Here is a 26,252-nt window from a genome sequence, read left to right as displayed (position 1 = left end):
AGCGGTGCCCCAGCTCGCGGGTGCCGCTCCTGGTTGTTCTGTTAGTGGAGAAGGTCGGCGTCGTGGATCAGGAGGGCGATCTGGACGCGGTTGTTCAGGTCGAGCTTGGTGAGGATGCGGGAGACGTGCGTCTTCACCGTCGGGACGCTGAGGTAGAGGGTCGCGCTGATCTCGGCGTTCGACTTGCCCTCTCCGACCGCTACGGCGATCTGGCGTTCGCGCTCGTTCAGGTCGGCGAGGCGGGCGAGGGCGCGGGTCTTGCGGTCGTCCTGACCTGATTCCGCGACGCGGGTGATCAGGCGTTTGGTGACGGCCGGCGAGAGTACGGGCTGGCCGCCGGCTACTCGCCGTACGGAATCGACGATCTCGGCAGGCGGGGTGTCCTTCAGCACGAACCCGGCCGCCCCGGCGCGAAGCGCCCGCAGGACGTGTTCGTCGGCGTCGAACGTGGTCAGCATGACCACCTCGGGCGCGCCCGGGCGTCGCCGTACCGTCTCCGTCGCGGTCAGCCCATCCGTGCCGGGCATGCGGATGTCCATCAGGATCACGTCCGGAGCGAGCCGGTCGATCAGCCCCTGCACACCGCCGCCGTCCCCGGCCTCACCGACCACCCGGATGTCCGACGCGCCACCAAGCATCAACTTCAGCCCGGCCCGCAACAGCGGATCATCGTCAACGATCAACACCCGAATACTCATGCGGGCCACGGTAGCCAAGCGAAGAGGCGGAAGTCGCCGTCGGCGGTGCGACCGTGTTCGAGTCGGCCGTCGACCAGAGCTGCGCGTTCGCTCAATCCTTTCAAACCTTGGCCATCTCCTCGTCGGCGATGCGGCGCCGAATTGCGCACCTCGACCGACAAACCGTTGCCAGGGGCACCCGTCACGCTGATGGACACCGGTTCGCCGGGTGCGTGCTTGAGCGCGTTGGTCAGCCCCTCCTGCACGATCCGGTACGCCGTTCGCCCGACATGCTCAGGCAGTGGGCCGGGAGCGTCCAGCACGAGGTCGACCGGCATCCCCGCCTCGCGGGAACCCTCGACCAGCGCCGGCAGGTCGGCGAACGTCGGCTGCGGCAGCTCTCCTACCGGCGCTCGCAGTACGCCGATCACCTCGCGCAAATCCTGCAACGCCTGGTGTGCGCTGGCCCGGATGACCTCGGCGGCCCCGGCGACCTCCTCGCTGGACGCGTCCGAGCGGTAGGCCAGCGCGCCGGCATGCACACTCAGCAGCGAGAGACGATGCCCGAGTACGTCGTGCATCTCGCGAGCGATCTCCTCCCGGGCGCGCAACTGGGCCTGCTCCGCTTGAAGGTTGGCGACGATCTCCGCGCGCTCGGCGCGGTCGCGGAGTGTCTGCAGGAGCATCCGGCGGGACCGGATGTAGAGACCCCAGCCGGCCACGGCGATGTAGATCGCGGTCGCGGCCACGACCAGCGCGGCCTGTTCACCCTTCTGCCGGACCTGGATGTACGCGGTCAGCGAGATCGCATTGGCCGCGAAGACAAGCAGTGTGCTCCGCCAGGGCTTGTGGATCGCGACCGTCATGATCAGCACCAATGTCGCGCCGCTGGCTGCGTCGGAGTAGATCGAGACCACGGCCGCGACCAGGGCCAACTGGACCGGCCAGCGACGGCGGAACCACAGGGTCAGGCACAACGCCATTCCCGAGTAGAAATCCGCCGCCAGGAGTCCCGAGCTGATCGGGTCGTTCTGGCTGTCGGTGTAGGTCCAGAGGCCGAAGCTGACGGCAAACAGAAAGATGAAGGTGTCCACGACCCAGTCGCGTCGGCTGCGGCGGCGCGTGGACCCGGTCATGTCTCGAATGTAGCGGTGGGTGAGCATTCCACGGGCCGTTCGTGGCTGTCCGGATACCGAAGTCGTTTTCTTCGGCTACTTAGGTCAACGGTAGGTTTCCGGCATGAGTCAGCTCGCTGTTACCGTCATCGGCCCGGACCGCCCCGGCATCATCGCGGACGTCACCGAGGCCCTGGCCGGGACCGGCGTCAACCTCGAGGACTCCTCGATGACGCTGCTGCGCGGTCATTTCGCGATGATGATCGTCTGCTCCGGGCCGTACGACGAGGTGAAGGCGGCGCTCGAGCCACTGCGCGGCGAACTGGTGATCACGGTCCGCGAAATGGGCCCCGAACACGAGCACGCGCCGATCGGAGCGCCGTACATGCTGAGCGTGCACGGCGCGGACCGGCCCGGGATCGTGGCGGCGGTCACGCGGATGATCGCGTCGGCCGGCGGGACGATCACGGACCTGTCGACGCGGCTCAGCGGGGAGCTGTACGTGCTGACCGCGGAGGTCGAGCTGCCCGAGTCCGCACAGCTGGCGATCCTCTTCCGCGCGCTGGAGATCACCGGCGAGGAGCTCGGCGTCGGCGTGACCCTACGACCCGCGGAGAGCGACGAGCTGTGACCGTGATCTCCGCCTGGACCCCGGCCGAACTCGAGGTCGCCGGGGACGTTCTCGACGTCGTACGGGCGCCGCACCCGGTCCTGGCCACCGAGGGCGCAACCGTGGATCCACTCGATCCGGCCATGCTCCAGCTCGCCGCGGACCTGGTCGCGACCATGCGCGTCTCCCCCGGCTGCGTCGGGCTCGCGGCGCCGCAGGTCGGGGTGGCGGCCCAGATGTTCGCGCTCGACGTGACCGGTCACCCGAAAACCCGCACCTGCCACGGCGTCTTCGTCCTCTGCAACGCGGTCGTGGTCGAAGCCACCCGCCAGGAGAAGGCCCGCGAGGGCTGCATGTCCGTCCCCGACTTCACCGGCGACGTCAAACGCGCCGGCCGGCTGACCGTCACCGGCGTCCTGCCCGGTACGACCGACGAGCTCACCATCACCACCGACGCCTTCGAGGCCCGCGCCCTCCAGCACGAGATCGACCACTGCAACGGCAAACTCTTCGTCGACCGGGTCGCCGGCGCCCACGCGATCTATCCCCGCAAGGTCTACCAGTAGCCTTGAGTGTCGCGGCCCGGGTGGCGGAACGGCAGACGCAGGGAGCTTAAACCTCCCAGCCGAAAGGCGTACGGGTTCGAATCCCGTCCCGGGCACCACCGCGCCTCTCCAGATCCGACTTTGTGCACCACATCCGTGCCCTGCGGCGCCCGGCGTACGGATCTCGTGCACAAAGTCGGCCCTGGCAGCCAGCGGCGGGGGCGGGGGCGGGGGCTACGGGTTGGCGAGGGTTTTGGCTCGGGTTAGGACTGCGTCGAGCATGGGTTCGGTGAGTTTGCCGGTGAAGGTGTTTTGCTGGCTGGGGTGGTAGGAGCCTAGGACCGCGACCTCGCCGTACGGGGTGGTCAGGTGGTGTTCGGTGGCGTGGCCGAATGTGGGGCGGGGTTTCGGGACGTCGGCGCCTAGGGTGGCGAGGGTGGTCAGGAGAACGTCGTACGCGAACTTGCCCAGGCAGATGATGGCTTGGGTGGTGGGGAGGACCAGCTCGAGTTCGTGGCGGTACCAGGGGGCGCAGGTGTCTCGTTCTACTGGGGTTGGTTTGTTGGCGGGTGGGGCGCAGCGGACTGCGGCGATCATGCGGGTACCCACCAGGCGGAGGCCGTCGCCGGCGTGTTCGCTGGTGGGTTGGTTGGCGAGACCGACGCGGTGGAGGGCGGCGAAGAGCCAGTCGCCGGAGCGGTCGCCGGTGAAGACGCGGCCGGTGCGGTTGCCGCCGTTCGCGGCCGGGGCCAGGCCGACGATGACGATGCGTGGTTCGGTGGCACCCCAGCCGGGGATCGGGCGGCCCCAGTAGGGCTGGTCGGCGAAGGACTTTCGCTTGCCTACGGCAACCTCTTCGCGCCACTCCACCAACCGGGTACAGGCACGGCACACCGACACGCGCGCCTCCAGCTCTCGCAGGTCGTCAGTCTGCGCCAACCGCAGCACGTCCGAGGCATCCCGAGCCACTGGAGTTCGTCGTACGGCGGGATCCTCCGGCCACCCCATACCCGGCGGCACCGGACTCTCGAACATCTCCCCCGTCAACGGATGCGGCAGCTTCACCCCACCACACTAGAACCATGAGCGTCATCGGGGAGAGCGGCGGGGTTAGGCGTTGTCGAGGCGGGCTAGCAGGTCGGGAGTCAGCTGGATGTCGACGGCCTCCAGGGACTCGTCGAGTTGGGCGAGGGTTGACGCGGCGAAGAGGGGGATGATCGGCAACGGCTGGTGGAGCATCCAGGTCAGGACTAGTTGGTTTGGGGTGGCGCCGGTTTGTGCGGCCATCTCACGTAGGACCTCGTAGCGCATGTAGGCGGTCGGGTGTGCGTAGCCTCGTTCGGCTGGGAACGGGCGGTCGGGGCGACCGTAGGAGCCGCCGAGCAGGGATGCGTAGGCGACCAGGGTCATGTCCGGATGCTCTTCGAGGTAGTCGAAGTGCTCGCGTCCGGCGTGCGGGAAGTGCCGGCTGCCGCGACGATGACCGCTCCCCTGCGCCAGCGGGCTGGGCCAGAGGTACGTGTGATGCTGCTGAATGACCGAGTAGCCCTCGACCCCCTGGTCGGCAGCCAACCGGCGAGCGCGTTCGAGCCGCCAGCTGGTGGTGTTGCTGCAGCCGACCAGGTCAACGACCCCATCCGCGGCGAGTCGTCCGAACGCGCCGACGGTCTCGTCGAGCGGAGTGGCCCGGTCGTCGATGTGCGCGTAGTACAGGTCGATGCGGTCCGTACCCAACCGCTCGAGGCTGCCCTTGACAGCAGCCTCGACGGTTGCGGCACCGAGCCCTTCCCAGTGCTCGTCGCCGGGATCACCCGGCTTGGTTGTCAGCGCACCGCACTTGGTGGAGATGACCAACTGGTCGCGATTACCCCGTGATCGCATCCAGCGGCCCAGCAATCGCTCGCTGTCCCCGCCGGCGCCGTGCCATTGGTTGTAGTTGTTCGCGGTGTCGATGAAGGTCCCCCCGGCGGCGACGAAACGGTCCAGGATCGCGGTGGCGATCTCTGGATCCGTTGTCGTCCCGAAGTTCATGGCACCCAGGCACAGCGCGCTGACGGTACGGCGACTCCCGATGGTTCGCTGGATCATGCCTACGCACTCTGCCGCCTGGTGTGCACTCCAGGTCAAGGCTTTCAGCCCACGAGCTCCTCCACCGGCTGAACGGCCGGCGCGACCCTGCGCCGCGCACCTGGAATGGCCAGCGCGAGCAGAACCGCCGCGGCGGCGAACGCGGACAGGAGAAGAAACGTGTCGGTGAACCCGGCTTCGGCGGGAAGGCCGTTGGGCTGGAGGTGACCCGTGATGATCGAGCTCGCGAGCGCCGTACCGATCGATCCGCCGATGGTGCGGATGTTGGCGTTCATGCCGGTGGCGGCGCCGGTCTGCTCACGCGGGACGTTCTGCACGATCAGGCTGACCAGCGAGGCGTACACGAGCCCGAGACCGAGGCCGAAGATCGCCGTCGACAGAGCGACCTGCCACGGCTGGTCGTGGAACTCGGCGAAGAGCAGCGACGCGACCAGGCTCAGTCCAGAACCCAACACCACCTGGGCCTTGGCGCTGAATCGCGGGGACAACGGTCCACTCAAGGCACCGGTGACAGACATCGTGATCAGCAGCGGCAGCATCAGCAGACCCGCCTGCGAAACGCTCGAGCCGAACCCGAAGCCGGCAACCTTGGGGATCTGGACGAACTGCGGGATGAACGCGTACGCCGCGAACATCGCGGCACCGAAGAGCATCGCGACCAGGTTCGTCGTCCAGACGGCGGGGAGCCGCATCACGCGCATGTCGATCAGCGGGTTTCGCGAACGTAGCTCGACGGTGACCCACCCGGCCAGCAGTACGACGGCAAGCGCGAACAATCCGATGGTCCGGAACGAGGCCCACCCCCACGACCTGCCCATGCTCAGCGGCAGCAGCAACGAGATCAGCCAGCCGGACAGGAGCGACGCGGCCAGCCAGTCGATCCGGCCGGGCACCCGGATCGGCGACTCGGGGACGTAACGGCGAACCATCACGACCGACAACAAAGTCACGATGAGCGGGATCCAGAACAGCCAGCGCCACCCGAGCGACTCGACGATCGGGCCGGCCAGCACGATCCCGAGTCCACCGCCGGCGCCGATGATCGCCGACACCACACCGACCATGGACGGCACCCGCTCGGCCGGGAACTCGTCGCGGATGATGCCGAACGACAGCGGGAAGACCGCTCCGCCGACACCTTGCATGACCCGGGCGACGATCAGGACGCCGACGTTCGGCGCGAGGGCCGCGAGCAGACAGCCGACCGCGAGGGCGATCAGGCCGAACAGCAGAGTGCGTTCCTTGCCGTACATATCGCCGATCCGCCCGAGCAGTGGGGTCGCCACCGAAACGGACAGGAGCAGCGCGGTGAACACCCAGGTGACGGTGCTCGCAGTTGTGTGCAGTTCATGCTGGATCACGGGCAGCGCCGGGCTCACCAGCGACTGCAGCATCGAGAACGACGCCACCACCGTCGCCAGCACCGCCAGCGTCAGCCGTGGGTTTCCAGACCTGATGACAGGCATGCAGAAGTCCTTCGAAAGGGTAGGGGTGCGCCAGGTAGTGCGTCGCGGCGCGAGAGTTCCCCGGCCTGGTAAAGTCGAGGTATGCCTCCACTATAACGGAGGGATGCCTCCGGTATCAAGGGCCGGGGGTTGTGGACGGCTGGATGTGGCTAGGGTGATGACGTGGTGATGGCGTGTGACTGAGCAGAGCAGGCCGGTGTTGCAGGTCGAGGTACGACGTCCGCAGCGGGCTGACGCGCGGCGGAACTTCGACGCACTGCTCGCTGCCGCCCGCGAGGCGTTCGCCAGCAAGGGCGCTGACGCGTCGCTGGAGGACATCGCTCGGCATGCGGGTGTCGGGATCGGCACGCTGTACCGGAATTTCCCGACCCGGCAGGACCTGTTCAACGCCGTGTACTTCGGTGAGATCGAAGAGCTCTGCCTCGAGGCCGAGGAGGTCGCGGACCTGCCGCCGTGGGAGGCGCTGACCACCTGGCTGCAGCGCTTCGTGCAGTACGCCGCGACCAAGCGCGCGATCTTCGAATCACTCAACCGCGACACGGACCGGTTCCGGGATGCGCGGGAGGCGATGTACGCCGCGGGTACACCGCTGTTCGAACGCGCGCAGCAGGCCGGCGAAGCGCGGGCCGACATCAACTTCGACGACGTGCTCCGAATGGTCAGTGGGCTGACCGCGGCGGGCTTCGTAGATGACGCCCAACGAGAGCGTGTCCTCGAGATAGCGCTGGCGGGAGTGCGCGCCCGTTAGTCGTTGAGGGAGAGGGCGACGCCGTCGAGGATGTCTTGCTCGGAGACGATCAACTCGGCGACGGTCATGCGGTCGAAGAGGCATTGCAGGATGAGGGCGCCGGCGCCGATGACATCGACGCGGCCGGGGTGGATCGACCGTACGGCGGAACGCTCGGCGCGACTCGACGTCGTCAGCCACGTGGTGGTGGCGCGGAGGGCTTCCGCGGTGAGGTGGGCGTGGTGAACGGCGTTCCGGTCGTACTCCGGGAGCCGTAAGGCGACTGCCGCGACGGTGGTCGCCGTACCTGCGACGCCGATGAAGGTGCGGGCCTCGCGTACCGGCACTGTCGTTGCATCTAGCAACGAATCTATGTCTTTGCCGATCGCGGCCAGCTCGGTCGCGGTGGTGGGATCCGACCTGACGTGGCGTTCGGTCAGGCGGACCGAGCCGATGTCGAGCGACTCCGCCGCGATCACGCCGGTCGCGTCACCCAGGACAAGCTCGGTGGAGCCGCCGCCGATGTCGGCGACCAGGTACGGCGCGGGCACGTCCAGCGAGTCCGTGGCACCTCGGAAGCTGAGCTCGGCCTCCTCGCGCCCCGAGATGATCTCTGGCTCGACACCGAACCGCTGCCGGATCCCCGCGAAGAACTCGTCCCGATTACTCACATCCCGCGCCGCGGACGTCGCGACGAACCTCAACCGCGATACACCCGCGGTCCGGACAGCAGCGGCGAACTCATCAGCCGCCGTGAACACCCGCTGCAAAGCCTCCGGAGCAAAGGCACCCGTCGCATCCACCCCCTGCCCCAGCCGAACGATCGTCATCCGCCGATCCACCTCACGCAACTCACCGTCGACGAGGTCAGCAATCAACAACCGAATCGAGTTGGTCCCACAATCAACCGCAGCCACCCGCACCGGTTCTTCAGACACACGGGCCTCGGCGACCCCAGTCGTCCAAGGCTTCCAGGGCCTCGTCGCCCAAGGGGTTTACGCCTGGGCCGGCGGCGAGCGAATGGCCTACCAGGACGTGAAGGCATTTGACGCGGGTCGGCATGCCGCCGGCGGTGATGCCGTCGATTTCCTCTACGTGGGCGATGGATTCGCGATGTGCGAGGTAGGACTCGTGGGCCGCTCGGTAGCGCGCCGCCAGGTCGGGATCGGTCCCGAGGCGGTCCGTCATTTCCTTCATCATGCCCTCGGCTTCGAGCGTGCCGATCGCGGACGCGAGGCGCGGGCAGGTCACGTAGTACGTGGTCGGGAACGGCGTACCGTCCGGCAACCGCGGCTCGGTCTCGACGACATCCGGGAGGCCGCAGGTACAGCGATGCGCCACCGACCGGATGCCGCGCGCCGTCCGCCCTAGCTGCTTGCTGACCGCTTCTTGATCGGAAGGACTAACACTCACCTGGTCACCTTAGGCGACGGCGTGAGGACGGGCTTCGGGGTCGGTGTGACCGTCGGCTTCACCGCCGGCGCCGGTGGCTGGCCGGCTCCCTCGACACTCCCCCACAGCTTCGTGTACCAGGTCGGCTTCTGGGCGTCCGCCGTACCGTCGGATGGTGCCGCAGGCGCAGGTGGTGCGCCGACCGGCTTGCCGTCCGCACCGATCACGCGATAGCCGACCTCGCCCGGCATCACCCAGCCGAGCCGCTGCCGCGCCTGCGCCTTCACGTACGCGTTGTCGTCCCAGCGTTCGATCTCGTCGTTCAGCTCCGAGACCCGCTTCTCCCGGTCCCGGATCTCCTGCTGCAGCGAGGTGATCTGCTGATGCTGGTCGAACCACACCCGCAGACTCTGCGCGTACGACACGATCAACGCCCCCAGCACGAGCAGTACGACGGCCGCCCGGCCGGTCAGATTCCGCGAGCCGCGGGTGCGGACCGGTCCGGCCGGGGTCCCCGTCGTACGACGTTTGGGCTGGTCGCCCCGCCGGGCGGGTGGACGCGACTGTGTTCTGCTCGACGGACGCGAGCCAGGGCGTGCACCGGATTCCCGACGGGACGGCATGTCAGATCACCCCTGGGTCAGCCCTGGTAGCGAGGGAAGGCCAGGCGGCCGGCGTACGTCGCCGCGTCGTCGAGCTCCTCCTCGATCCGGAGCAACTGGTTGTACTTGGCGGTGCGGTCGGACCGGGCCGGGGCGCCGGACTTGATCTGGCCGCAGTTCGTCGCGACCGCGAGGTCGGCGATCGTGGTGTCCTCGGTCTCGCCGGAGCGGTGGCTCATCATGCAGGTGAAGCCGCTGCGGTGGGCCAGGTCGACCGCGTCCAGGGTCTCGGTCAGCGAGCCGATCTGGTTGACCTTGACCAGCAGGCTGTTCGCCGACTTCTCGGTGATCCCGCGCTGCAGCCGCTCGACGTTGGTGACGAACAGGTCGTCGCCGACGATCTGGATCTTGTCACCGAGCTGGCCGGTGAGGTTCTTCCAGCCGTCCCAGTCCTCCTCGTTCAGCGGGTCCTCGATCGAGACGATCGGGTACGACGACACCAGGTCGGCGTAGTAGGCGATCATCTCGTCGGCCGACTTCTTGCCGCCCTCGAACGCGTACACGCCCTCGGTGAAGAACTCGCTCGCGGCGACGTCCATCGCCAGTGCGATGTCCAGGCCGAGCGTCAGGCCGGCCTTCTCGACCGCGACCGCGATCAGGTCGAGCGCCTCGCGGTTGCTGGCCAGGTTCGGCGCGAAACCGCCCTCGTCGCCGAGGCCCGTGGACAGGCCGCGCTCCTTGAGCACCGCCTTCAGCGCGTGGTAAACGGTCGCGCCCTGCATCAGCGCCTCACCGTACGTGGCCGCACCGATCGGCGCGATCATGAACTCCTGGACGTCGACGTTGCTGTCCGCGTGGGCGCCGCCGTTCAGGATGTTCATCATCGGGACGGGCAGGACGTGCGCGTTCGGTCCGCCGACGTAGCGGAACAGCGGCAGGCCGGCGCTGTCCGCGGCCGCCTTGGCCACGGCGAGGCTGACGCCGAGGATGGCGTTCGCGCCGAGCTTGGCCTTGTTCGGGGTACCGTCCAGGTCGATCAGGGCCTGGTCGATCAGCCGCTGCTCGTGAACGTCGTACCCGACGATCTCCTTGTCGATGTCCTCCAGGATGGCGGTGATCGCCTTCTGGACACCCTTGCCGTTGTAGCGGTCCTTGTCGCCGTCCCGCAGCTCGACGGCCTCGAACTGACCGGTGGACGCACCCGAGGGCACGGCCGCCCGGGCGACGGTGTCGTCGTCGAGAAGAACCTCGACCTCGACAGTGGGGTTGCCGCGCGAGTCCAGGATCTCGCGCGCGCCGACGGCCTCGATGGTGGCCACTATTGACTCCCAAGCTCTCGATGACGAATCGCCCCGAGCCTAGCCGCCAGACCAGCACACCCAGTGGACCACGTCCCCCCAACGATCCCACCCACCACTACCTCCGACGTCAACAACACTCCGGCGGCCCCCGATCATCGTTGGCGGGACGGGATTCTTGGCGGCAGACGCGATCCCACCAATGGTAGGATTCGGGCATGAGCGAGGCTGCGCATACCGACAAGCTGAGCGTGACGATTCCGTCGGACGTCGCGGACGAGCTGCGGTCGCGGGCCGGTCGCGGCAACGTGTCGGCGTACGTCACGGACGCCTTGATTCGCCAATTGGAGCACGATCGGCTCGGCGACCTGCTCACCGAACTGGCCGAGAACCAGGCGCCGGTGACAGCGGAAGAGCTCGCCCGCGCCAGGGCCGAGTGGCCCGACCGGTGAGTCCACGCAAGCGGATCGGCCCGACGGCTCAGGGCACGCTGGTTCTCGATAACGAAGGTCTGTCCCGCGCCGCAACCGACCGGGCGATGTACATACGCCTGCACGCCGCGTACGCCGACGGTCGTCGCGTCGTCACGTCGGCGGCGATCCTCGCCGAAGCGCTCCGCGGCGCGCCGCGCGACGCCGGCGTCCATCGAGTGTTGAACGGGATTGTCGTTCAGCCGGTGACGCGGTCCATCGGCGAGCAAGCTGGTCGGCTGATCGGCGCTGCACGGCGTGGATCCGGGCAGGCGGTCGCTGCGATCGTGGTGGCGACCGCCCTCGCCGAGGCGGGCCAGGTGGTCATCGCGACCTCCGACCTCGACGACCTCACCGCTCTGGTCGGCGACGAGAAACACATCTCCGTCGTCGCCGCCGACCGGCTCTGACCCATCCACCGGCACCACCAGCCTGGCAGCGCCGGAACGAAAGCAGGGAAAGACAGGTACAGAAAAATGGAGAGGGAACTGGGCCCCCGGCTGAGGTCGGCGGCGGGAAGGAGGTTTGGGAGGATATCGCGCCTGATCACGCCTGATCAGGGAAGAGATCCTCCCGAACCGCCAGGCCATCACAATCGTCGTCCAGCAGGCGACTCACGCCTGACATCCACCGGAGCCGCGGATTGTGATGGCCTGGAGCCCGCTCACTCAGTGCCTGGTCCTCGGCAGCCCCGATCCCTCGCATGCGGTGAGCCGCTGCACTCCTCACCCGCCGGCCACCGACTGGCCCCACCTACGCACCGAGCCCGCCAGGCACCCAGCCACTCTATTTCTCTGTCTCTGTCTCTGTCCTTTTCTTTCCTTGCGCTTCTTCTCTGGGGTTATGAATAACCCTCTTCAGTACTTCTTTAATAGCCCGGTCTTTCTTTGTGGGGTTGGTTCAGTGGGTCGAGTGGTCCCAGGGGTGGGGTGGGAGGTGGTGGAGGCGGAGGGTTAGGTCGGTGAGGCGGGTGCGTAGGGCGGTTAGGCGGGTGTCTCGGTCGATTACTGGTTGGAGGCTGACCGGGTCGGCGCCTGGGATGTTGTTGTGGATGGGTGGGCGGGTGGCTACCTCCACGGTTGCGGTGTGGTCGATGCTGTGCGTCAGGCCGCCGATCTGGAGGCGGAGGAAGTTGTACGGCGCTCTTGCTTCGTCGACGACGTGTTGCGCATCCCGGAGGATCGCTGGGACGACCTTCTCGACCAGTTCGCGGTCGAGGCTGCGGGCGACGGCCAGGTCGGCTTCGGCCTGCTCGACGAGTTCGTCGTACCGGTCGCGGTCTGCGTCGAGGTCGGCCGACAGCGCGTCCCGCTCGCGCGACACCTTGCTGCCGTCGAGCGCCTTCCCGAGGAACGCCAGGGTCGGCATCAGCAAGCCGGTCGTGACGGCCAGCATCACCATCACGACGGTCACCGCGGTCTCGGCCTGGCCGAGTGCGTCCAGACCGCGTTCGATCAGGGCCGTGGTGATGCCGAGGGCCACGGTCCCGGTGACGAGCAGATACCAGAGCCGCTGCCGCTTACTGGCTTCGGCGTGGTGCTTCTGACCGTCGGCCTGTGCCTCGCGCGCGTGGTTGTGGGCGCGAGCGGCGTGATCCACCAACCAGGTCTGCCCCAGCATGATGTAGACGACGAGGATCAGCGAGAACGTCCACCCCATCCAGTCCCGCCACGGACTCACGATCGGCACGTTCAGGTAGTACGTCAGGAACGCAAGGAAGCCGAGCGCCTCCGCCCACGGCGCGACGTGCGCGATCAGCCGCAACCACGCCGGCGCCCGATCGTGGTGACGGTGTCCGTCGGCGCGGTCGGTCTCGACCCGATCGGTCAGCCAGTCGACCCGATCGGCAGCCGTGCGTCCGCCGTACACCTTGTTGGTCTCCGGCGTACTCAGATCACCGGGAAGCTTGCTCGCGGCGTCGATCGACGTCTCCACGTCGTCGCAGAGCCGGTCGATCGCGTCGAGCGGCGGCTCGACTTGGTTCTTCAGGCGCATCGCGAGCAGGTCCCGCGCGTCACGCTCGTACGGCGCACTCAGTTGGTGACCGACCACAGCCTGCGGCTCCCACTCGCCGCGCGGCGTGCCACTGAGCTGATGATTGCGTACGACGTACTCGTAGTAGGCGGAGGCGATCACGTACTCCTCCTTGCTGCACAGGCCGGCCCGAACGGCCTCCCTGCGCGTGTACTGCGGCCCGTGCTGGGGTTCGTAGGCTCCGTTGTCCGGCAACGGAATCACCTGGCTGGTCATCGCCGTCTCCTGTCAGCTGGCGTTGTTGAAGCGGACGACCACGCAGCGGTTCCTGGGGTCGCTGGGGCTGGGGAACGGCTGATTCACATTCCCGAAGCCCTTGATGTCGATGCGGTTGCGCGCGACTCCGAGCTGCACGAGCAGGCCGGCCACGACCTGAGCCCGCAGCGTGCTGAGTTGAAGCGCCACCGGGTTGTTCGGTCGCTTGGAGGTGGTGGACGTGTGCCCCTCGACGGAGACCCGCGTGGCCGGACCGATCGTCTTGACGCAGGCCGCAAGCGCCCGCAGCGTCGCGGGCCGGGCGAGCAGGTCTGCTTTGTCCGAGGCGAAGTACGTCGCCGCACTCAGCGTGCAGGTCTTCTCGCCGGGTATGCGCGTCGTCCGCGCCGGCACCGGCGTCCCTGGTGGTGGCGGGACCGCCACCGCGGGCGCGGCCAGCGTCGAGCTGGACACCACCGCATCGGGGTATTCGAACCGGACCGTCGTTGCTCCGGCCGCCTTGAGCAGACCGCTCCAGAGCGCTTCGCGATAAGCGGACTGCGGACGCCGCAAGGCCGCCTGCGGTCCCGACTCGGCCAGGACCACGAAGGTGATCGCCGCGCCGCGAAGAGCAGGCAGCTCACCCGCGGCCTTCAGGTCTTGGACCAGGCTCGCCGGTGCTACGTCGAAGGCGAGCTTGCGGAAGTCGATCGGGTCGGTGGTGTCCAGCCCGGACGAGAAGACGAAGACCGGTCGTGACGTATCGACTCTCGCCCTCGACAGACCGGCGAACAGCGCCTGCCCGGCGACCGTCGAGCTCTTCTCGTTCAGCTGGTCCTCGAGCTTGGTGATCGAGCGCGCGATCTCCTCGACTGCCCGCTCCTGAACCTTCAGCGGCTCGCCGTCCGGCTTCCCGTCGACCCGCGGAGTCAGGTCGAGCGTGGTGGAGCTGACGGCGCCGTTGCCCTCAACCCGAACCAACCGGACCGCCTGATGCGCAAGCCCGGCCTGCTCGATCATCGAGCGCGCCGCACCGGCGATACGGATCGCTGCCTGATTCGCCGTCGGCGCGGTGTAGATGATGGTTCCGCCGAGCGCCGGCCCGGTGGCACGCCGCTCCCGCGCGGCGTAGACGACGGCCGAGGCCGATATGATCACGACCAGCAGGCAAATCGCGAGCCCCAGGATCCATCCCCGCGAGCCCCGTCGCTTCCTCGACCGCGGATTCGACAGACCGCCGAACCGGCCACCGGACCGTCGGCTCGACCGCCCGCTGGGCCTTTTACCGGGCCGACCACTCGGCCGGCCGGTCATCCGCACCGGGCGCCGACGCGCCGTGCGGTATCCGGAACTCCGCGTACTCATCGCGCACCTCCCGACCGGAGGTGCGCGAAAGACGGACGTCGTACGACGTTCCCCGTCGTGTCTCGGTGAATTGTGCAAAGTGTGTTGCACATGGCACAGCATGGGCTAGGCTTTTGTGTCATCACTGACTCGACCCCTCACTTGGCCTAAGTCGTCGGGTTCTCGGTGATGTGGGGCGGCTCGGGTGCAACCGGGCCGCCTCTTCGTTATTAGCCTCGAACTCAGCGTAAGTGCGGCATGTGCGAGAGGTCAATACAAATGTGCGCGCCCTCTATGCACAGGTGCGCACGTCACGCACAATGTTAAACACCCGCTTGGAACGGGGTCGGGAGGGAGTGTTCCAAGAGCAGGGATAGGCTGTGCCGCACGGTTGTGAACTTCTGCGCGGCGCGCCTGCGCGAAGTCCCGATCATCCACTGCTTTCATGGCGCCGACGGCGTCCCCTCAGCTCGCACGCGGTAGTCCATCCCTTTGAGCGACGACTCTCAGAAGGAGAAGGCGGTGACCGAGACACCCGCTGCCCCGTCCGTTGACAACGCGCTGGAGACCCGGCATGCCATCTCCCGCCTGATCCGCACCGCGCGCAACGAGCTGGGCCTGAGCCAGGCGGCGCTCGGCTCCCGGATCGACGTGAGCCGCTATGTGATCAACCGGCTCGAAGGTGCGAACCAGGACCTGTCCCTCGAGCACGCCCCGAAGCTGGCCGAGGTCCTCAATCGGCCAGAGCTGGAGGAGCTCGCCCGGGCCCAGTTCGCGTCGCCGGCCCGGCCGGCGCAGCAGCCGACCTTGCGGGACGCGCTGCTCGAGGAGCTGTTGGGCTCTCCGGGGCTCGACCGCCTCGTCATCGTCGTCGCCGACGAGCTCGACATCCTGGCGCTCCTGACCCGCTCCCGCATCAACCTCCCGGAGCGGGTGACCATCGTCTTTCCCAGCCACGCCCGCCAGCAGCAGCTCCGCGGGACGGCGGTTCCGGCCGCCGCCACCTGGGACGTGCAGAAGCAGATCACCAAGATCTTCGAGGCCCTCGCGGTCGGCGGGAAGCTGCATCCGGAGGAAGGCCCGCTCGATTACGACATCAAGCTCTACGAGTCCGACGAGGTCCGGCAGTCCTTCGTGCTGGTCGGGACCGCGGAAGGCAATCAGTGCGCCGTCTGGCCGGCCCTGCCGAACATCGAGCCGCACCAGTTCAACGTCATCCCGGTCGCCGTCTCGAACGAGTCGTCGTTCATCCAGCTGATCGAGGCGCACTACCGTGATCTCGTCCGCGACCGGACGCCGCTGACCCATCTGAAGGCCGTCGTCGTCGTCGAGGAGAGCAACGAGTCGACGCCGGCCGGACCGGCCGCGCGGCACCGCCTGTCCAGCTACTTCCAGCTCGGTGTCGACTCCGAGCGTGAGGTGGCGGGGACCGGCGGCGGAGCCGCCGGAAACTTCGGCTTCGGGGTCGCGCTCGTTCTCGTCCATGGTTACGCCGAGCGGCCTGGGCGCCCGCTCGGCCGCCGGGTCCTGCTGCAGAAGGATCTGAAGTCCGATCCGGAGGCCGCTCAGTACCAACTCGTCAGCAGCCATATCTCCGACGAGGATCTGAGCGGGACGGGCGAGCGGGGGCCTCGCTCGACATCGACGAGCCACGAGGCCCGTCGTACGTTGATCGCCGGCGATCGCGAGGCGAGTGTCACCTCGGAGGCGTTCAGCCGGGCCGCCCGGCACGGACTCCTGGACGAGTTCGGCGCCGACGTACCGGTCGGTGCGCTCCAGGAGATCGCATTACCCGAACCGTTGTGGATCGTTGAAAAGTTCGACCCGCAGGGCCACCGCCTGATGCCGGTCGTTCCACGGTTGTTCCATCTGGACCTGACTCCCCGCGACCGCGAGGAGCTGAAGGCCCGGATCGCCGCAAGCGGGCAGCAGGGGGACCCGGAGCGGCTCGCCGACGAATGGCTGTCGTCCGTCGGCCGCCTCGAAGCGGCCCTGCTCGACACCGGCGACACCCAGGCCCTGGGCCAGCAGGATCTGCGGGACGAGAACGTCAAACTCAACGACTTCCTCGACACCGCACGCATGCAAGCGGGGGACTGGTTCTTTTCCGTGCTCGAAGAATTGGAGATTGTGAAGGGCTGATGAACACAACTGGTGTTGACCACGACCTCAAGCGGGTTCCGCGCGAATGGCTGGATGCGCTGGAACTGACCGCGGGGTCTACAGAACCGGTCGCGACGTACGCGCCCGTTCTCGCGCTGACGATGACCCGCGAGGCCGGCGACACGCGTGAGGTTCTGGCCTGCGTGCGCGCGCCTGAGGCGAACCGCACGCATCCCGGGGTGCTGAGCTCCCCGACGATCCGGATCCGTGGCGTGGCGGACTTCTCCGCTCTGCCCACCGGCCGGGTGACCACTGCGGTGCCGGCGTGGCTGACCGCCCACGTCGACCAACTGCTCGGCGGCAAGCTCGCGGCCGACAGCGAACTGACCACCGGCCTGGTGCCGGACTTCGTTCAGGTCTGGCAGGCCCATAGCGTGATCGGGATCAAGGACGGGCAGCCCGTCACCGAGGCGCTGACGATGATCAACGCGCATCTGTCGGTCCCGGCCGGTGCGGAGATCTTCCCCAGCGACACACCGTCGTACTCGTGGATCGGGTTCGTGCCCGAACAGCGGCATGCGGTGGCCGTCGAACGGCGCGACGCCGAGCTGCTGGGAGTGTCCTTCGGCCCGGAGACCCCGATCGTCTACGGTCTCTGCACGCAGAGCACGGCATCGATGCTTAAGGCAACAAGTTCGGTAGCGGTTCGCTAGGAGTCCTGCTCCGCGGTGCGGATCCGGTCGGCCAGCGACCGGACCGTGCCGCGGAGTGCTTGTTCGGGGTCGACGTCGAGGGTGCGGGCCGCGCGAACCAGGTCGAGCAACTGCTGCCCGATCCGCTCGGCGTCCGTGACCGGCTCCGGCGCCGCGTCGTCGTCGCCGATGAGCTTGGTCGCGCGACCAAGCACCTTGTCGGCAAGGGCCAGCGCGGGAAGAGCGAGCGGAATCCCTTCCAGCACAGAGGTTCGTTGCTTCTCCGCGGCCTTGATGGTCTCCCAGTTGGCCTCGACCGCCGCGAGATCCTTGTTCTGCTCGTCGCCGAAGACGTGCGGGTGCCGACGGATCAGCTTCTCCACGATGTCACCGGCCACATCGTCGACGGTGAACCCCTCGTCCGGGTTCTCCTCCGCGATGCGCGAGTGGAACGCGATCTGCAGCATCAGATCGCCGAGCTCCTCGCGAAGATGATCGCGATCGCCGGTGTCGATGGCCTCGAGCGTCTCGTACGTCTCCTCGAGCAGGTACTTCGCCAGACTGAGATGGGTCTGCTTCTGGTCCCACGGGCAGTGCCGCCGGAGCTGGTCCATCACCCGGATCAGATCGATGAGCCGTGCGCCCGCTACGTCGTACGACCCGTGCACGATCTCCACCTCGTACGGCGGACGCGGCTCGCGGCTCAACTGGTCAGCGACCACCCGCAACAACCCCGGCTCGCCGTCATCGCCCACCAGCCACGCAACCCGACGACCTGATCCGGCCGCCTCAGAGAGCCACGCCCAGTGGTCGGCGACATCGCCCTCGACGTGAGTGACGGGCAGGCCGGAGCCGACCACGGCCTGGACATCAGGCCGCGCCGGACCGCCGGACGCGCCGATGTCGTCGGCGGCCTCCAACGACTGCCACGCGGCCCGCGTGAGCAACCCAGGTGCGACGCGCGGGCTGGTCAGTACGACCGTGATCGAACCCGCCGCGTCGCCTGTCACCGGATCGACGGCTCAGCCCTGCGGCTGCTGCTGTTGCTGCTGTTGCTGCGCCTCGGCGGCTTCGCGCTTGGCCTTGGCCTGCGCGGATTCGGCGGACAGCGAGCCGGAGATCGTGGTGTTGATCGCGCCGTCGCTCCACTGGCCGAACCGCGGCGCGATGGAGACCTTGATGCTCTTCGCCGCCTCCTGAGCCGCGACGCCGCCCTTCTGCTGCTGTGCCTGCGACTGCGGATCGTTGAACGAAGTGCCGCCGCCGAGCTTGAGCAGGGTGACCTGACCCGCAGCGACCTGGTTCAGGAAGTCGCGCGTCAGCGGGTCGGCCTGGAACCGCGCGTAGGCCTCCGGGTCATTGACCACGGTCTTCGTCTCCGCGGCGATCTCGGCGTCGGTGACCTGGACCGACTTCTGCTGGCGAATCTGCTCCAACAGGGCGTTGATCACCAACTGGTTCAGCGTGAGGGTGCTGGTGAAGTCCTGCCCGAGGGCCGTCGTCACCGCGCGCGAGGTCTTGTCGAGGTCCCCGACGCTGATCTCGGTCCCGCCGACCACGGCCGCCGCACCGGGGTGGGTCCCCGCCGCGCAACCGCCGGCCAGCAGCACAGTCGCCACCGCTACACCGAGAGCCCGAAGCCGTCGTGTGCTCACCGAATCTCCTCGTATCTGTAAGGGTTCACGCCGGCACCACGATAGGTTCGGCGATCACGTCGTCGATCAACCGGGTGCACCACTGCAGCAGCTCCTGATCGCGGAGCGGCTGACCGGCGACCGGCCGGGTAGCAGGTCTCGGTACGAGGATCGTACGCAGTTGCGGCTTCACCAGACTCTTCGGGTACAGCCTGTTCAGCCGGAGCACCTTCGAATCGGGCAAGTCGACCGGCCCGAACCGGATCAGGTTCCCTTGCAGGGTGACGTCGTGCAACCCGGCCCGGCGGGCGTGGTTGCGGAACTTCGCCACCTCGACCAGGTTCAGCACTGCGGCCGGGATGTCGCCGTACCGATCGTGCAGCTCCTCGACCAGCTCCGCGATCCCGTCCTCGTCACGTACGGCGGCCAGCCGCTGGTACATCTCCAGTCGCAGCCGCTGCGACGGGATGTAGTCGTGCGGGAGGTGCGCGTCGATCGGCAGCTCGATCTTGACCTCGGGTTCCTCGGCCTGGGTGTCTCCGCGGTACTCCGCGACCGCCTCGCCGACCAGCCGGACGTACAGGTCGAAGCCGACGTCGGCGATGTGCCCGGACTGCTCACCGCCGAGCAGGTTGCCGGCGCCGCGGATCTCGAGGTCTTTCATCGCGACCGCCATCCCGCCGCCGAGGTCGGCGTGCTGGGCGATCGTGGCCAGCCGATCGTGGGCCGTCTCGGTGAGCGGCTTCTCGGGCGGGAAGAAGAAGTACGCGTACGCGCGCTCCCGGCCACGGCCCACGCGGCCACGCAGCTGGTGCAGCTGCGACAGCCCGAGCAGGTCGGATCGCTCGACGATCATCGTGTTCGCGTTCGAGATGTCGATGCCGGACTCGACGATCGTCGTACAGACGATGACGTCGGACTGCTTCTCCCAGAAGCCCTGGATCACGTTCTCGAGGGTGTGCTCGTTCATCTGGCCGTGGGCGACGCTGACACGAGCCTCGGGGACGAGCTGGCGGATCCGGGCGGCCGCCTTCTCGATCGTGTTCACCCGGTTGTGGACGACGAAGACCTGGCCTTCACGCAGCAGCTCGCGCCGGATCGCCGCGGTCACCTGGCCTTCCTCGTACGCACCGACGAAGGTCAGCACCGGGTGCCGTTCTTCCGGCGGCGTGGCGATCGTCGACATCTCGCGGATCCCGGTGATCGACATCTCCAGCGTGCGCGGGATCGGTGTCGCGGACATCGTCAGGACGTCGACCGCCGTACGCAGCCGCTTCAGCTGCTCCTTGGCCTCGACACCGAACCGCTGCTCCTCGTCGACGATCACGAGTCCGAGGTCCTTGAACGAAACCTCGCCCGACAGCAGCCGGTGGGTTCCGATCACGACGTCGACCGAGCCGTCGGCCAGCCCGTCCAGCGTGCCCTTGGCCTCCTTGTCGGTCTGGAACCGCGACAGCGGCGCCACGTTGACCGGGAAGGCGGCGTACCGCTCGGAGAAGGTCGCGTAGTGCTGCTGCACGAGCAGCGTCGTCGGCACCAGGACGGCGACCTGCTTGCCGTCCTGTACAGCCTTGAACGCGGCCCGTACGGCGATCTCGGTCTTGCCGTAACCGACGTCGCCACAGACAATCCGGTCCATCGGCATGACGCGTTCCATGTCGTGCTTCACGTCGTCGATCGTGGCCAGCTGGTCCGGCGTCTCCACGAACGGGAACGCGTCCTCGAGCTCGCGCTGCCACGGGGTGTCCTTGGCGAACGCGTGCCCCTTGGTCGCCTGGCGGGCGGCGTACAGCTTGATCAGCTCGCCGGCGATCTGACGGACCGCCTTGCGCGCGCGGCCCTTGCGCTTGGCCCAGTCGCCGCCGCCCATCTTGTCCAGGGTCGGCTGCTCGCCACCGACGTACCGGGTGACCTGGTCGAGCTGGTCGGTCGGCACGTACAGCCGGTCGCCCGGTTGGCCGCGCTTGCTCGGGGCGAACTCGATCACGACGTACTCGCGGGTGGCCTTCTGAGCGCCCGTGCCCACGGTTCGCTGCATCATCTCGACGTACCGGCCGACGCCGTGCTGCTCGTGCACGACATAGTCGCCCGGCTGCAGCTCGAGTGGGTCGATGGTCTTCTTCCGGCGCGATGGCATCCGTTGCGCCGACCGTCGTTCGGCTGCGGATCGCTGGCCGGCCAGGTCGTTCTCGGTCAGCACCGCGAACTTGATGCCTCCGGCAATGAACCCGTGGTCCAGCTGCCCTTGCGAGATCAGGACGACGCCGGGCTCGGGCACGGAGTCGATCCCGTCGACCGCCCGGGCCGGCAACTCGGCCTCGGAGAACACCTCGGCCAGACGCTGCGCGGGACCATGGCCCTCGGTGACGCAGACGACCCGCCAGCCGTCGCGCAACCAGCCGCGGATGTCCTCGACCGCGGCCGAAGTCTCGCCGCGGTACGGGTCGACCTCGTGCGCGTCGATGATCCGGCTCCGGACCGCGCCGGCCTCGGTGTCGATGTCGAACGAGATGCGCTCCCCCATCGAGTCGCGCAGCTCCGGCGCATCGGTCGGCGCGGCGGCGAACGGGGAGAAGCTCCACCAGGCCAGGCCGTTGGCCAACGCGTGCGACCGGACGTCACCCAGCGACATGTACGCCGCGGCACCCAGATCGATCGGCGCCTCGCCACCACCGGCGGCCGCGGCCCAGGATGCCTCCAGAAACTCCTGGCTGGTCGCGACCAGGTCGTGCGCCCGGGCGCGCACTCGCTCGGGATCGCTGACGACGACGTGCGTACCGGCCGGCATCAGGTCGACCAGCAGCTCCATGTCGTCGACCAGCACCGGCGCCAGCGACTCCATGCCCTCGACGGCATGCCCTTCGGCGAGCTTCTCGAACAGCTCGGCCAGCTCAGGGTGCTCTTTGGCCAGTACGGCGGCGCGCGACCGGACCTCGTCGGTCAGGAGCAGCTCGCGGCACGGCGGCGCCCACAGACCGTGCTCGGCGATCTCCAGGGAGCGCTGGTCGGCGACCGCGAAGTACCGGATCTCTTCCACGTCGTCGCCGAAGAAGTCGACCCGCAGCGGGTGCTCCTCGGTCGGCGGGAACACGTCGATGATGCCGCCGCGGACCGCGAACTCGCCGCGTCGCTCGACCAGATCGACCCGGCTGTACGCCGCCCCGGCCAGCGCCGCGACGACCTCCTCGAGCTCGACCGTGTCGCCGACATGCAGCTGGACCGGCTTCAGGTCGGCCAGTCCGGCGACCTGCGGCTGCAGCACGGACCGCACCGGCGCGACCAGGATCTTGATCGGCCCGGTGGTCTCGTCCGACGGATCCGGGTGGACGAGACGACGCAGTACGGCGAGACGCCGGCCGACCGTGTCGGATCGGGGCGAGAGCCGCTCGTGCGGGAGCGTCTCCCAGGCCGGGTAGTACGCGACCGTGCTGGGCTCGACCATGCACTGCAGGGCCTCGGTCAGCTCCTCGGCCTCGCGGAACGTCGCGGTGACCGCGAGCACCGGGCGGTTGGCGCCGTTCCGCTCGGAGGCGATCGCGGCGAGCAGGACCGGACGGATCGGGGTGGGGGCACTGAGGTCGAGGGTGGTGACTTCGTCGGAGGTGGCGTCGCGGACGGCCTCGGACACCACCGGATCGGTGATCAGGGTGTCGACCAGGCCGTGGAGCTTCACGAGTTAAACTTCCCTTGGGTTGAATCGAGGCCGTCGGTCAGCAGGGATTCCACTGCGTCCGCCGTTCGGTCCACGGCGAACGGAAGATCCTTGCGCTCGGTGGAGGAGAACTCGTTCAGGACGAAGTCGGCGGGAGCCTGCCGGCCCGGCGGACGACCCACACCGAACCGAACTCGATAGTACTCACCGGTGCCAAGCGATTTCCGCAGCGACTTGAGGCCGTTGTGGCCGTTGTCGCCGCCGCCGAACTTGCACCGCAGGACACCGAAGTCGATGTCCAGCTCGTCATGGACGACGAGCAGGTTGGCCGGCGTCAGCTTGAAGAACTTCAGCAGCCCCGACACCGGGCCGCCGGACTCGTTCATGTACGAGCGCGGTTTGGCCAGAACCGTCCGCAGGCCGCGGATCCGGGTCTCGATCACCTCGGCCTTGACCTGCTTGTGCTGCTTCCACTTGTCGCCCGTCCGGGCCGCCAGCTCGTCGGCCACCAGGTGACCGATGTTGTGCCGGGTGCGGGCATAGGAAGGGCCGGGATTCCCCAGTCCGACGACCAACCACACGTCGTCCGCCACGGATCCCGGCCCTCCTGAAGCTGTCTGGGTACGGAACGCAGACTACTCGGCGCCGGCGGCCACCGGCTCCGCGGCGGTCGGCTCGTCGCGCTCGATGCCGGCCTCGGCCTCCGCGTCGGCCAGCTCGGCCTCGGCCTGCGCCGCGGTCTGGGCGGCGGTGACGTTCACGACCAGGGTGTCCGGCTCGACGGCCAGCGTCGTACCGGTCGGAAGCTGCAGGTCGGACGCGTGGATCTGGGCGCCGGCGTCCAGGCCCTCGATCGACACGGTGACGCCGTCGGGGATGTGCGTCGCCTCGGCCTCGACCAGGATCGTCGCGTTCTCCAGCACGACCAGGGTGTCGGAGACGGCCTCGCCCTCGAGGTGGACCGCGATCTCGACCTGGACCTTCTCGCCGCGCCGGACCATGACCAGGTCGACGTGCTCGATGTGGCCCTTCAGCGGGTCACGCTGGACCTGCTTCGGCAGCGCGAGGTGGGACTCGCCGCCCGCGACCTCGATCAGCAGCAGGGCGTTGGCGGTCTTCAGGGCCAGCATGGTGTCGTGACCGGGCAGCGTGATGTGCACGGGGTCACTGCCGTGGCCGTAGAGGACGGCGGGAACCTTGTTGTCCCGGCGGATTCGGCGGGCAGCACCCTTGCCGAACTCCGTACGCGATTCGGCTTGGATCTTGACCTCGGCCACGAGATGTACTCCTTGAATGCGTTGCGGTGATCAGTTGACTAGGTGGAACACGGCTGCGGCCTCAGCGGGCGCTTTGTGACCCCGGAGAAGGCGTCAGGCAACGAACCACCGCGTCGATCACGGAGCCGCGCCCAACAGTTCTCGGGGGGCGTCCCTCGCCGAGGCAACCAAAACAGTCTACCCACCACTTCGGCCAGACAGGAAATCCGTTCTGCCCCTGCGGGAGCCTTACATTGCTGGTGTGACGCCTGCGGCCGCCCTCGTTTCCGTCGTCAGCGTCGCGATCGCCGCCGCCGTCGTGTGGGGCACCCTCGTTCGGACCCGGCGGCGCCGCGAGTTCCTGCAAGCCCGCGCCCAGGTGATGGCCCGGCTCGGCCTCTTCCCCGCGCCCCCGAATCCCTGGCTCGGCGAAGTCGCCGCGAGGCTGTTCCAGCGCGGCCGGCCCGGGGAGATGTTCGCCGGCGCCTTCCGCGGTCGCGATATGTGCGTTCTGGACTACCGCTACACGACCGGTAACGGCAAAAGTCAGCAAACCGTCACCGTGCACCTGGTCGCGCTGAACCTGCCCGCCCTCCTGCCGCCACTCACAGTGACCAGGCACTCGGGCTTCAAACGAGTGTTCGGCGGCCGCGGTCTCGAGCTGGAGAGCAAGGCGTTCAACGACGCGTTCCGGATCGCCTGCGGAGATGATCGCTTCGCTTCCGCCGTACTTCACCCGCGGATGATGGAGTGGCTGCTGTTCAACCCCGGACTGGAGTGGCAGTTGGCCGGCAATGCCCTGGTGTCGTGGGGTTACGGTCAGTTCCAGGTGCACGATCTGCTGCAGCGGCTGGAGGCGATGGTCGGCGTGGCCGACCGGATCCCGCCGTTCGTCCTCCGCGACTACGGACAGGCGTACCCATGATTGTCACGATCACCCTGCTGGTCTGCGCCGCGACCTTCGTCCTGCTGCTCTACAGCGCATCGGTACGGCGCCGCCGGCACTTCTACGAGCTCCGGGCCAAAGAGGCCGAGCACTACGACATGCGATCGGCTCCGACCGAGCCGTGGCTGGCCGAGCTCGCCGGCCGCCTGTACTCGCCCGACGAGCAGGCGGAGAACATAGTCGAGAGCGAGCGGAAGTCGACCATCGTCCGGGCCGTCGACTTCACCTACACCCCGGTCAGTACGTCGACCGCCTCCAAATGCCACGTGATCGCGTACGACCAACTGATCGAGCTGCCGCCGATCGTCGTACTGAAGAAGAACCCGCTGATCCCGAGTCTGGAGTTCGAGAGCGCGGCGTTCAACCGCACCTTCACCATCGAATCCCCCGACCCTCGCTACGCAAGCGCCTTCCTCACCCCCCAGGTGATGCAACTCCTCCTCGACGACTACACCTACCTCGAGTGGCGAATCGAAGGCCCCCGAATGATCGCCTGGGGCCTGGGCCACTGGACCGTCCCCACCATCAACGACACCACCTACGCCTTCGACCGAATCCTCGCCTTGGTCCCCGACTTCGTTTTCGCCGACTACGGACGGCGAGTCAGCTGAGTTTGGTCCATACCTCGCGGAGGGCGCGGGCTGCGTTGCCTTCGAGGTTGGCGGCGTCGAGGGTGTCGGCGATCTCGTCGAACTCTGGGCCCCAGCGCCAGGCGACGGATTTGAGGTGTTCGGGTAGCTCGGGATCCTTGAGGGACCCGGCGTCCGGGCGGACCTGTTGTGCGGTGAGGGCCTCGGTGACGCCGTACTTCTCGGCCAGCTGGAAGGCCAGCACGGCCAACGCTGCCTTGCCCTTGTTGTAGAGCGCGTACGACGACTTCGCCGCGCTGGCGGCACCTGGCTCGGAGCCGACCACCATCGGGGTGACCGCGGTGCCTGCCCACAGCGCGGCCGCGCGATCGGCCGCCGTACCGGACAGCATCAGATGTGTCGGGCTCGGCCCACCGGTCGGCGGCGGGCCGATCACACCGGCATCGACGAAGGTCGCGTCCGGCAGCGCGGACTGCGCCTCCCGCAACGACATCGGCGAGAGCGGGTTCGCCTCGATGTACAGGCCGGTGAAGCCCGCTTGTCCGACCTGACGCGCGATATCCACCGCACCTTGAGGCGCACACGAGCACAGCACGACCTCAGCCGTCCCGACCGCCTCGGCGAACGGCGACCCGATCAGCCCAGCCTTCTGGGCGCGGGTCGCAGATGCCGCACTACGCCCCTCCGGCACCCAGCGCACTTCGTGGCCAGCGGCAACCAACTGCGCCGCGAGCTGCGACCCCATGGCCCCCGGGTGAAACACGGCAACCCGCATCAGCACCATCCTCCGAACCCCATCTCCACCTTTTGCAAACC

General features: G+C 68.0%; 26 protein-coding genes and 1 tRNA gene. 10 read left to right on the top strand and 17 right to left on the bottom strand.

Annotated elements, in window-relative coordinates:
* Positions 1-41: 41 nt before the first annotated feature.
* Both ACWF4Z_RS21280 and ACWF4Z_RS21275 read right to left on the bottom strand, forming a co-directional pair.
* The gene (locus ACWF4Z_RS21280) at positions 42-698 is read right to left on the bottom strand and encodes a response regulator (RefSeq protein WP_452244827.1); all 657 of its coding nucleotides are present in this window, start codon (positions 696-698) and stop codon (positions 42-44) included.
* Positions 695-1,813, bottom strand: coding sequence for a sensor histidine kinase (locus tag ACWF4Z_RS21275; RefSeq protein WP_452244826.1), 1,119 nt, complete (start codon positions 1,811-1,813; stop codon positions 695-697). The genes ACWF4Z_RS21280 and ACWF4Z_RS21275 overlap by 4 nt, the downstream gene beginning before the upstream one ends.
* A 103-nt stretch (positions 1,814-1,916) precedes the next feature.
* On the opposite strand from ACWF4Z_RS21275, the gene ACWF4Z_RS21270 reads away from it, so the two are divergent.
* From ACWF4Z_RS21270 to ACWF4Z_RS21260, 3 genes are all read left to right on the top strand, one after another.
* Entirely contained in the window at positions 1,917-2,423 is a 507-nt protein-coding gene (locus tag ACWF4Z_RS21270; protein WP_452244825.1) for a glycine cleavage system protein R, read from the top strand.
* Positions 2,420-2,968, top strand: a complete 549-nt coding sequence (locus ACWF4Z_RS21265; RefSeq protein WP_452244824.1) for a peptide deformylase — start codon at positions 2,420-2,422, stop codon at positions 2,966-2,968. The genes ACWF4Z_RS21270 and ACWF4Z_RS21265 overlap by 4 nt, the downstream gene beginning before the upstream one ends.
* A gap of 14 nt (positions 2,969-2,982) precedes the next feature.
* Positions 2,983-3,066 (top strand) — tRNA-Leu (locus ACWF4Z_RS21260).
* Positions 3,067-3,181: 115 nt separating this feature from the next.
* Here ACWF4Z_RS21260 and ACWF4Z_RS21255 read toward each other — a convergent pair.
* The 3 genes from ACWF4Z_RS21255 to ACWF4Z_RS21245 are packed head-to-tail and all read right to left on the bottom strand — an operon-like array spanning position 3,182 to position 6,501.
* Entirely contained in the window at positions 3,182-4,012 is an 831-nt protein-coding gene (locus tag ACWF4Z_RS21255) for a uracil-DNA glycosylase (RefSeq protein WP_452244823.1), read from the bottom strand.
* Positions 4,013-4,057: 45 nt separating this feature from the next.
* Positions 4,058-5,035 carry an aldo/keto reductase gene (locus ACWF4Z_RS21250; protein ID WP_452244822.1) on the bottom strand — a complete coding sequence of 326 codons (978 nt, stop codon included), beginning with the start codon at positions 5,033-5,035 and terminating at the stop codon, positions 4,058-4,060.
* A gap of 44 nt (positions 5,036-5,079) precedes the next feature.
* Positions 5,080-6,501: an MFS transporter gene (locus ACWF4Z_RS21245; protein WP_452244821.1), complete on the bottom strand. Its 1,422-nt coding sequence runs from the start codon at positions 6,499-6,501 to the stop codon at positions 5,080-5,082.
* A gap of 175 nt (positions 6,502-6,676) precedes the next feature.
* Between ACWF4Z_RS21245 and ACWF4Z_RS21240 the strand changes: the two genes are divergently transcribed.
* Positions 6,677-7,249 (top strand): TetR/AcrR family transcriptional regulator, encoded by a 573-nt coding sequence (locus ACWF4Z_RS21240; protein WP_452244820.1) that lies wholly within the window; start codon positions 6,677-6,679, stop codon positions 7,247-7,249.
* Here ACWF4Z_RS21240 and ACWF4Z_RS21235 read toward each other — a convergent pair.
* The 4 genes from ACWF4Z_RS21235 to eno are packed head-to-tail and all read right to left on the bottom strand — an operon-like array spanning position 7,246 to position 10,541.
* The gene (locus ACWF4Z_RS21235; protein WP_452244923.1) at positions 7,246-8,151 is read right to left on the bottom strand and encodes a Ppx/GppA phosphatase family protein; all 906 of its coding nucleotides are present in this window, start codon (positions 8,149-8,151) and stop codon (positions 7,246-7,248) included. The genes ACWF4Z_RS21240 and ACWF4Z_RS21235 overlap by 4 nt on opposite strands.
* A 7-nt stretch (positions 8,152-8,158) precedes the next feature.
* On the bottom strand, positions 8,159-8,641 hold the full coding sequence (locus ACWF4Z_RS21230; RefSeq protein WP_452244819.1) for a DUF501 domain-containing protein: 483 nt from the start codon (positions 8,639-8,641) through the stop codon (positions 8,159-8,161).
* Positions 8,638-9,243, bottom strand: a complete 606-nt coding sequence (locus tag ACWF4Z_RS21225; protein ID WP_452244818.1) for an FtsB family cell division protein — start codon at positions 9,241-9,243, stop codon at positions 8,638-8,640. The genes ACWF4Z_RS21230 and ACWF4Z_RS21225 overlap by 4 nt, the downstream gene beginning before the upstream one ends.
* A 17-nt stretch (positions 9,244-9,260) precedes the next feature.
* Positions 9,261-10,541 carry a phosphopyruvate hydratase gene (eno, locus tag ACWF4Z_RS21220; RefSeq protein ID WP_452244817.1) on the bottom strand — a complete coding sequence of 427 codons (1,281 nt, stop codon included), beginning with the start codon at positions 10,539-10,541 and terminating at the stop codon, positions 9,261-9,263.
* 197 nt (positions 10,542-10,738) lie between these two features.
* Between eno and ACWF4Z_RS21215 the strand changes: the two genes are divergently transcribed.
* Together ACWF4Z_RS21215 and ACWF4Z_RS21210 are read left to right on the top strand one after the other, a co-directional pair.
* Positions 10,739-10,972 (top strand): hypothetical protein, encoded by a 234-nt coding sequence (locus tag ACWF4Z_RS21215; protein WP_452244816.1) that lies wholly within the window; start codon positions 10,739-10,741, stop codon positions 10,970-10,972.
* Positions 10,969-11,400 carry a hypothetical protein gene (locus ACWF4Z_RS21210; RefSeq protein ID WP_452244815.1) on the top strand — a complete coding sequence of 144 codons (432 nt, stop codon included), beginning with the start codon at positions 10,969-10,971 and terminating at the stop codon, positions 11,398-11,400. The genes ACWF4Z_RS21215 and ACWF4Z_RS21210 overlap by 4 nt, the downstream gene beginning before the upstream one ends.
* Before the next feature lie 490 nt (positions 11,401-11,890).
* Here ACWF4Z_RS21210 and ACWF4Z_RS21205 read toward each other — a convergent pair whose 3' ends face one another.
* Positions 11,891-13,240 (bottom strand): hypothetical protein, encoded by a 1,350-nt coding sequence (locus ACWF4Z_RS21205; RefSeq protein WP_452244814.1) that lies wholly within the window; start codon positions 13,238-13,240, stop codon positions 11,891-11,893.
* 12 nt (positions 13,241-13,252) lie between these two features.
* On the bottom strand, positions 13,253-14,377 hold the full coding sequence (locus ACWF4Z_RS21200; RefSeq protein WP_452244813.1) for an OmpA family protein: 1,125 nt from the start codon (positions 14,375-14,377) through the stop codon (positions 13,253-13,255).
* A gap of 708 nt (positions 14,378-15,085) precedes the next feature.
* On the opposite strand from ACWF4Z_RS21200, the gene ACWF4Z_RS21195 reads away from it, so the two are divergent.
* Positions 15,086-16,705: a helix-turn-helix transcriptional regulator gene (locus ACWF4Z_RS21195; RefSeq protein ID WP_452244812.1), complete on the top strand. Its 1,620-nt coding sequence runs from the start codon at positions 15,086-15,088 to the stop codon at positions 16,703-16,705.
* Positions 16,705-17,379 carry a hypothetical protein gene (locus tag ACWF4Z_RS21190; protein ID WP_452244811.1) on the top strand — a complete coding sequence of 225 codons (675 nt, stop codon included), beginning with the start codon at positions 16,705-16,707 and terminating at the stop codon, positions 17,377-17,379. The genes ACWF4Z_RS21195 and ACWF4Z_RS21190 overlap by 1 nt, the downstream gene beginning before the upstream one ends.
* Here ACWF4Z_RS21190 and ACWF4Z_RS21185 read toward each other — a convergent pair.
* Genes ACWF4Z_RS21185 through ACWF4Z_RS21165 form a run of 5 tightly spaced genes read right to left on the bottom strand, consistent with a single transcriptional unit; the run spans position 17,376 to position 23,921 of the window.
* Positions 17,376-18,368, bottom strand: coding sequence for a MazG family protein (locus ACWF4Z_RS21185; protein WP_452244810.1), 993 nt, complete (start codon positions 18,366-18,368; stop codon positions 17,376-17,378). The two genes, ACWF4Z_RS21190 and ACWF4Z_RS21185, sit on opposite strands and share 4 nt — an antisense overlap.
* Positions 18,369-18,380: 12 nt before the next feature.
* Complete coding sequence (locus ACWF4Z_RS21180; protein ID WP_452244809.1) at positions 18,381-19,013, bottom strand: hypothetical protein; 633 nt, start codon at positions 19,011-19,013, stop codon at positions 18,381-18,383.
* Positions 19,014-19,038: 25 nt separating this feature from the next.
* Positions 19,039-22,665 carry a transcription-repair coupling factor gene (gene mfd / locus ACWF4Z_RS21175; RefSeq protein WP_452244808.1) on the bottom strand — a complete coding sequence of 1,209 codons (3,627 nt, stop codon included), beginning with the start codon at positions 22,663-22,665 and terminating at the stop codon, positions 19,039-19,041.
* Positions 22,662-23,237 carry an aminoacyl-tRNA hydrolase gene (gene pth / locus ACWF4Z_RS21170; RefSeq protein ID WP_452244807.1) on the bottom strand — a complete coding sequence of 192 codons (576 nt, stop codon included), beginning with the start codon at positions 23,235-23,237 and terminating at the stop codon, positions 22,662-22,664. Before pth ends, mfd begins: the two co-directional genes overlap by 4 nt.
* 42 nt (positions 23,238-23,279) lie before the next feature.
* Entirely contained in the window at positions 23,280-23,921 is a 642-nt protein-coding gene (locus ACWF4Z_RS21165; RefSeq protein ID WP_452244806.1) for a 50S ribosomal protein L25/general stress protein Ctc, read from the bottom strand.
* Positions 23,922-24,162: 241 nt separating this feature from the next.
* Between ACWF4Z_RS21165 and ACWF4Z_RS21160 the strand changes: the two genes are divergently transcribed.
* Both ACWF4Z_RS21160 and ACWF4Z_RS21155 read left to right on the top strand, forming a co-directional pair.
* Positions 24,163-24,825 carry a hypothetical protein gene (locus ACWF4Z_RS21160; RefSeq protein WP_452244805.1) on the top strand — a complete coding sequence of 221 codons (663 nt, stop codon included), beginning with the start codon at positions 24,163-24,165 and terminating at the stop codon, positions 24,823-24,825.
* Complete coding sequence (locus ACWF4Z_RS21155) at positions 24,822-25,457, top strand: hypothetical protein (RefSeq protein WP_452244804.1); 636 nt, start codon at positions 24,822-24,824, stop codon at positions 25,455-25,457. The genes ACWF4Z_RS21160 and ACWF4Z_RS21155 overlap by 4 nt, the downstream gene beginning before the upstream one ends.
* Here the strand turns inward: ACWF4Z_RS21155 and ACWF4Z_RS21150 are convergent.
* A complete protein-coding gene (locus ACWF4Z_RS21150; RefSeq protein WP_452244803.1) occupies positions 25,450-26,211 on the bottom strand; it encodes a DUF1932 domain-containing protein in 762 nt (253 codons plus the stop codon). The genes ACWF4Z_RS21155 and ACWF4Z_RS21150 overlap by 8 nt on opposite strands.
* Between the last annotated feature and the right edge of the window lie 41 nt (positions 26,212-26,252).

The sequence above is a fragment of the Kribbella sp. NPDC055071 genome, from assembly GCF_053608045.1.
The sequence above is the reverse complement of the archived record's forward strand: the minus strand, read 5'-3'. Positions and strand labels throughout refer to the sequence as shown.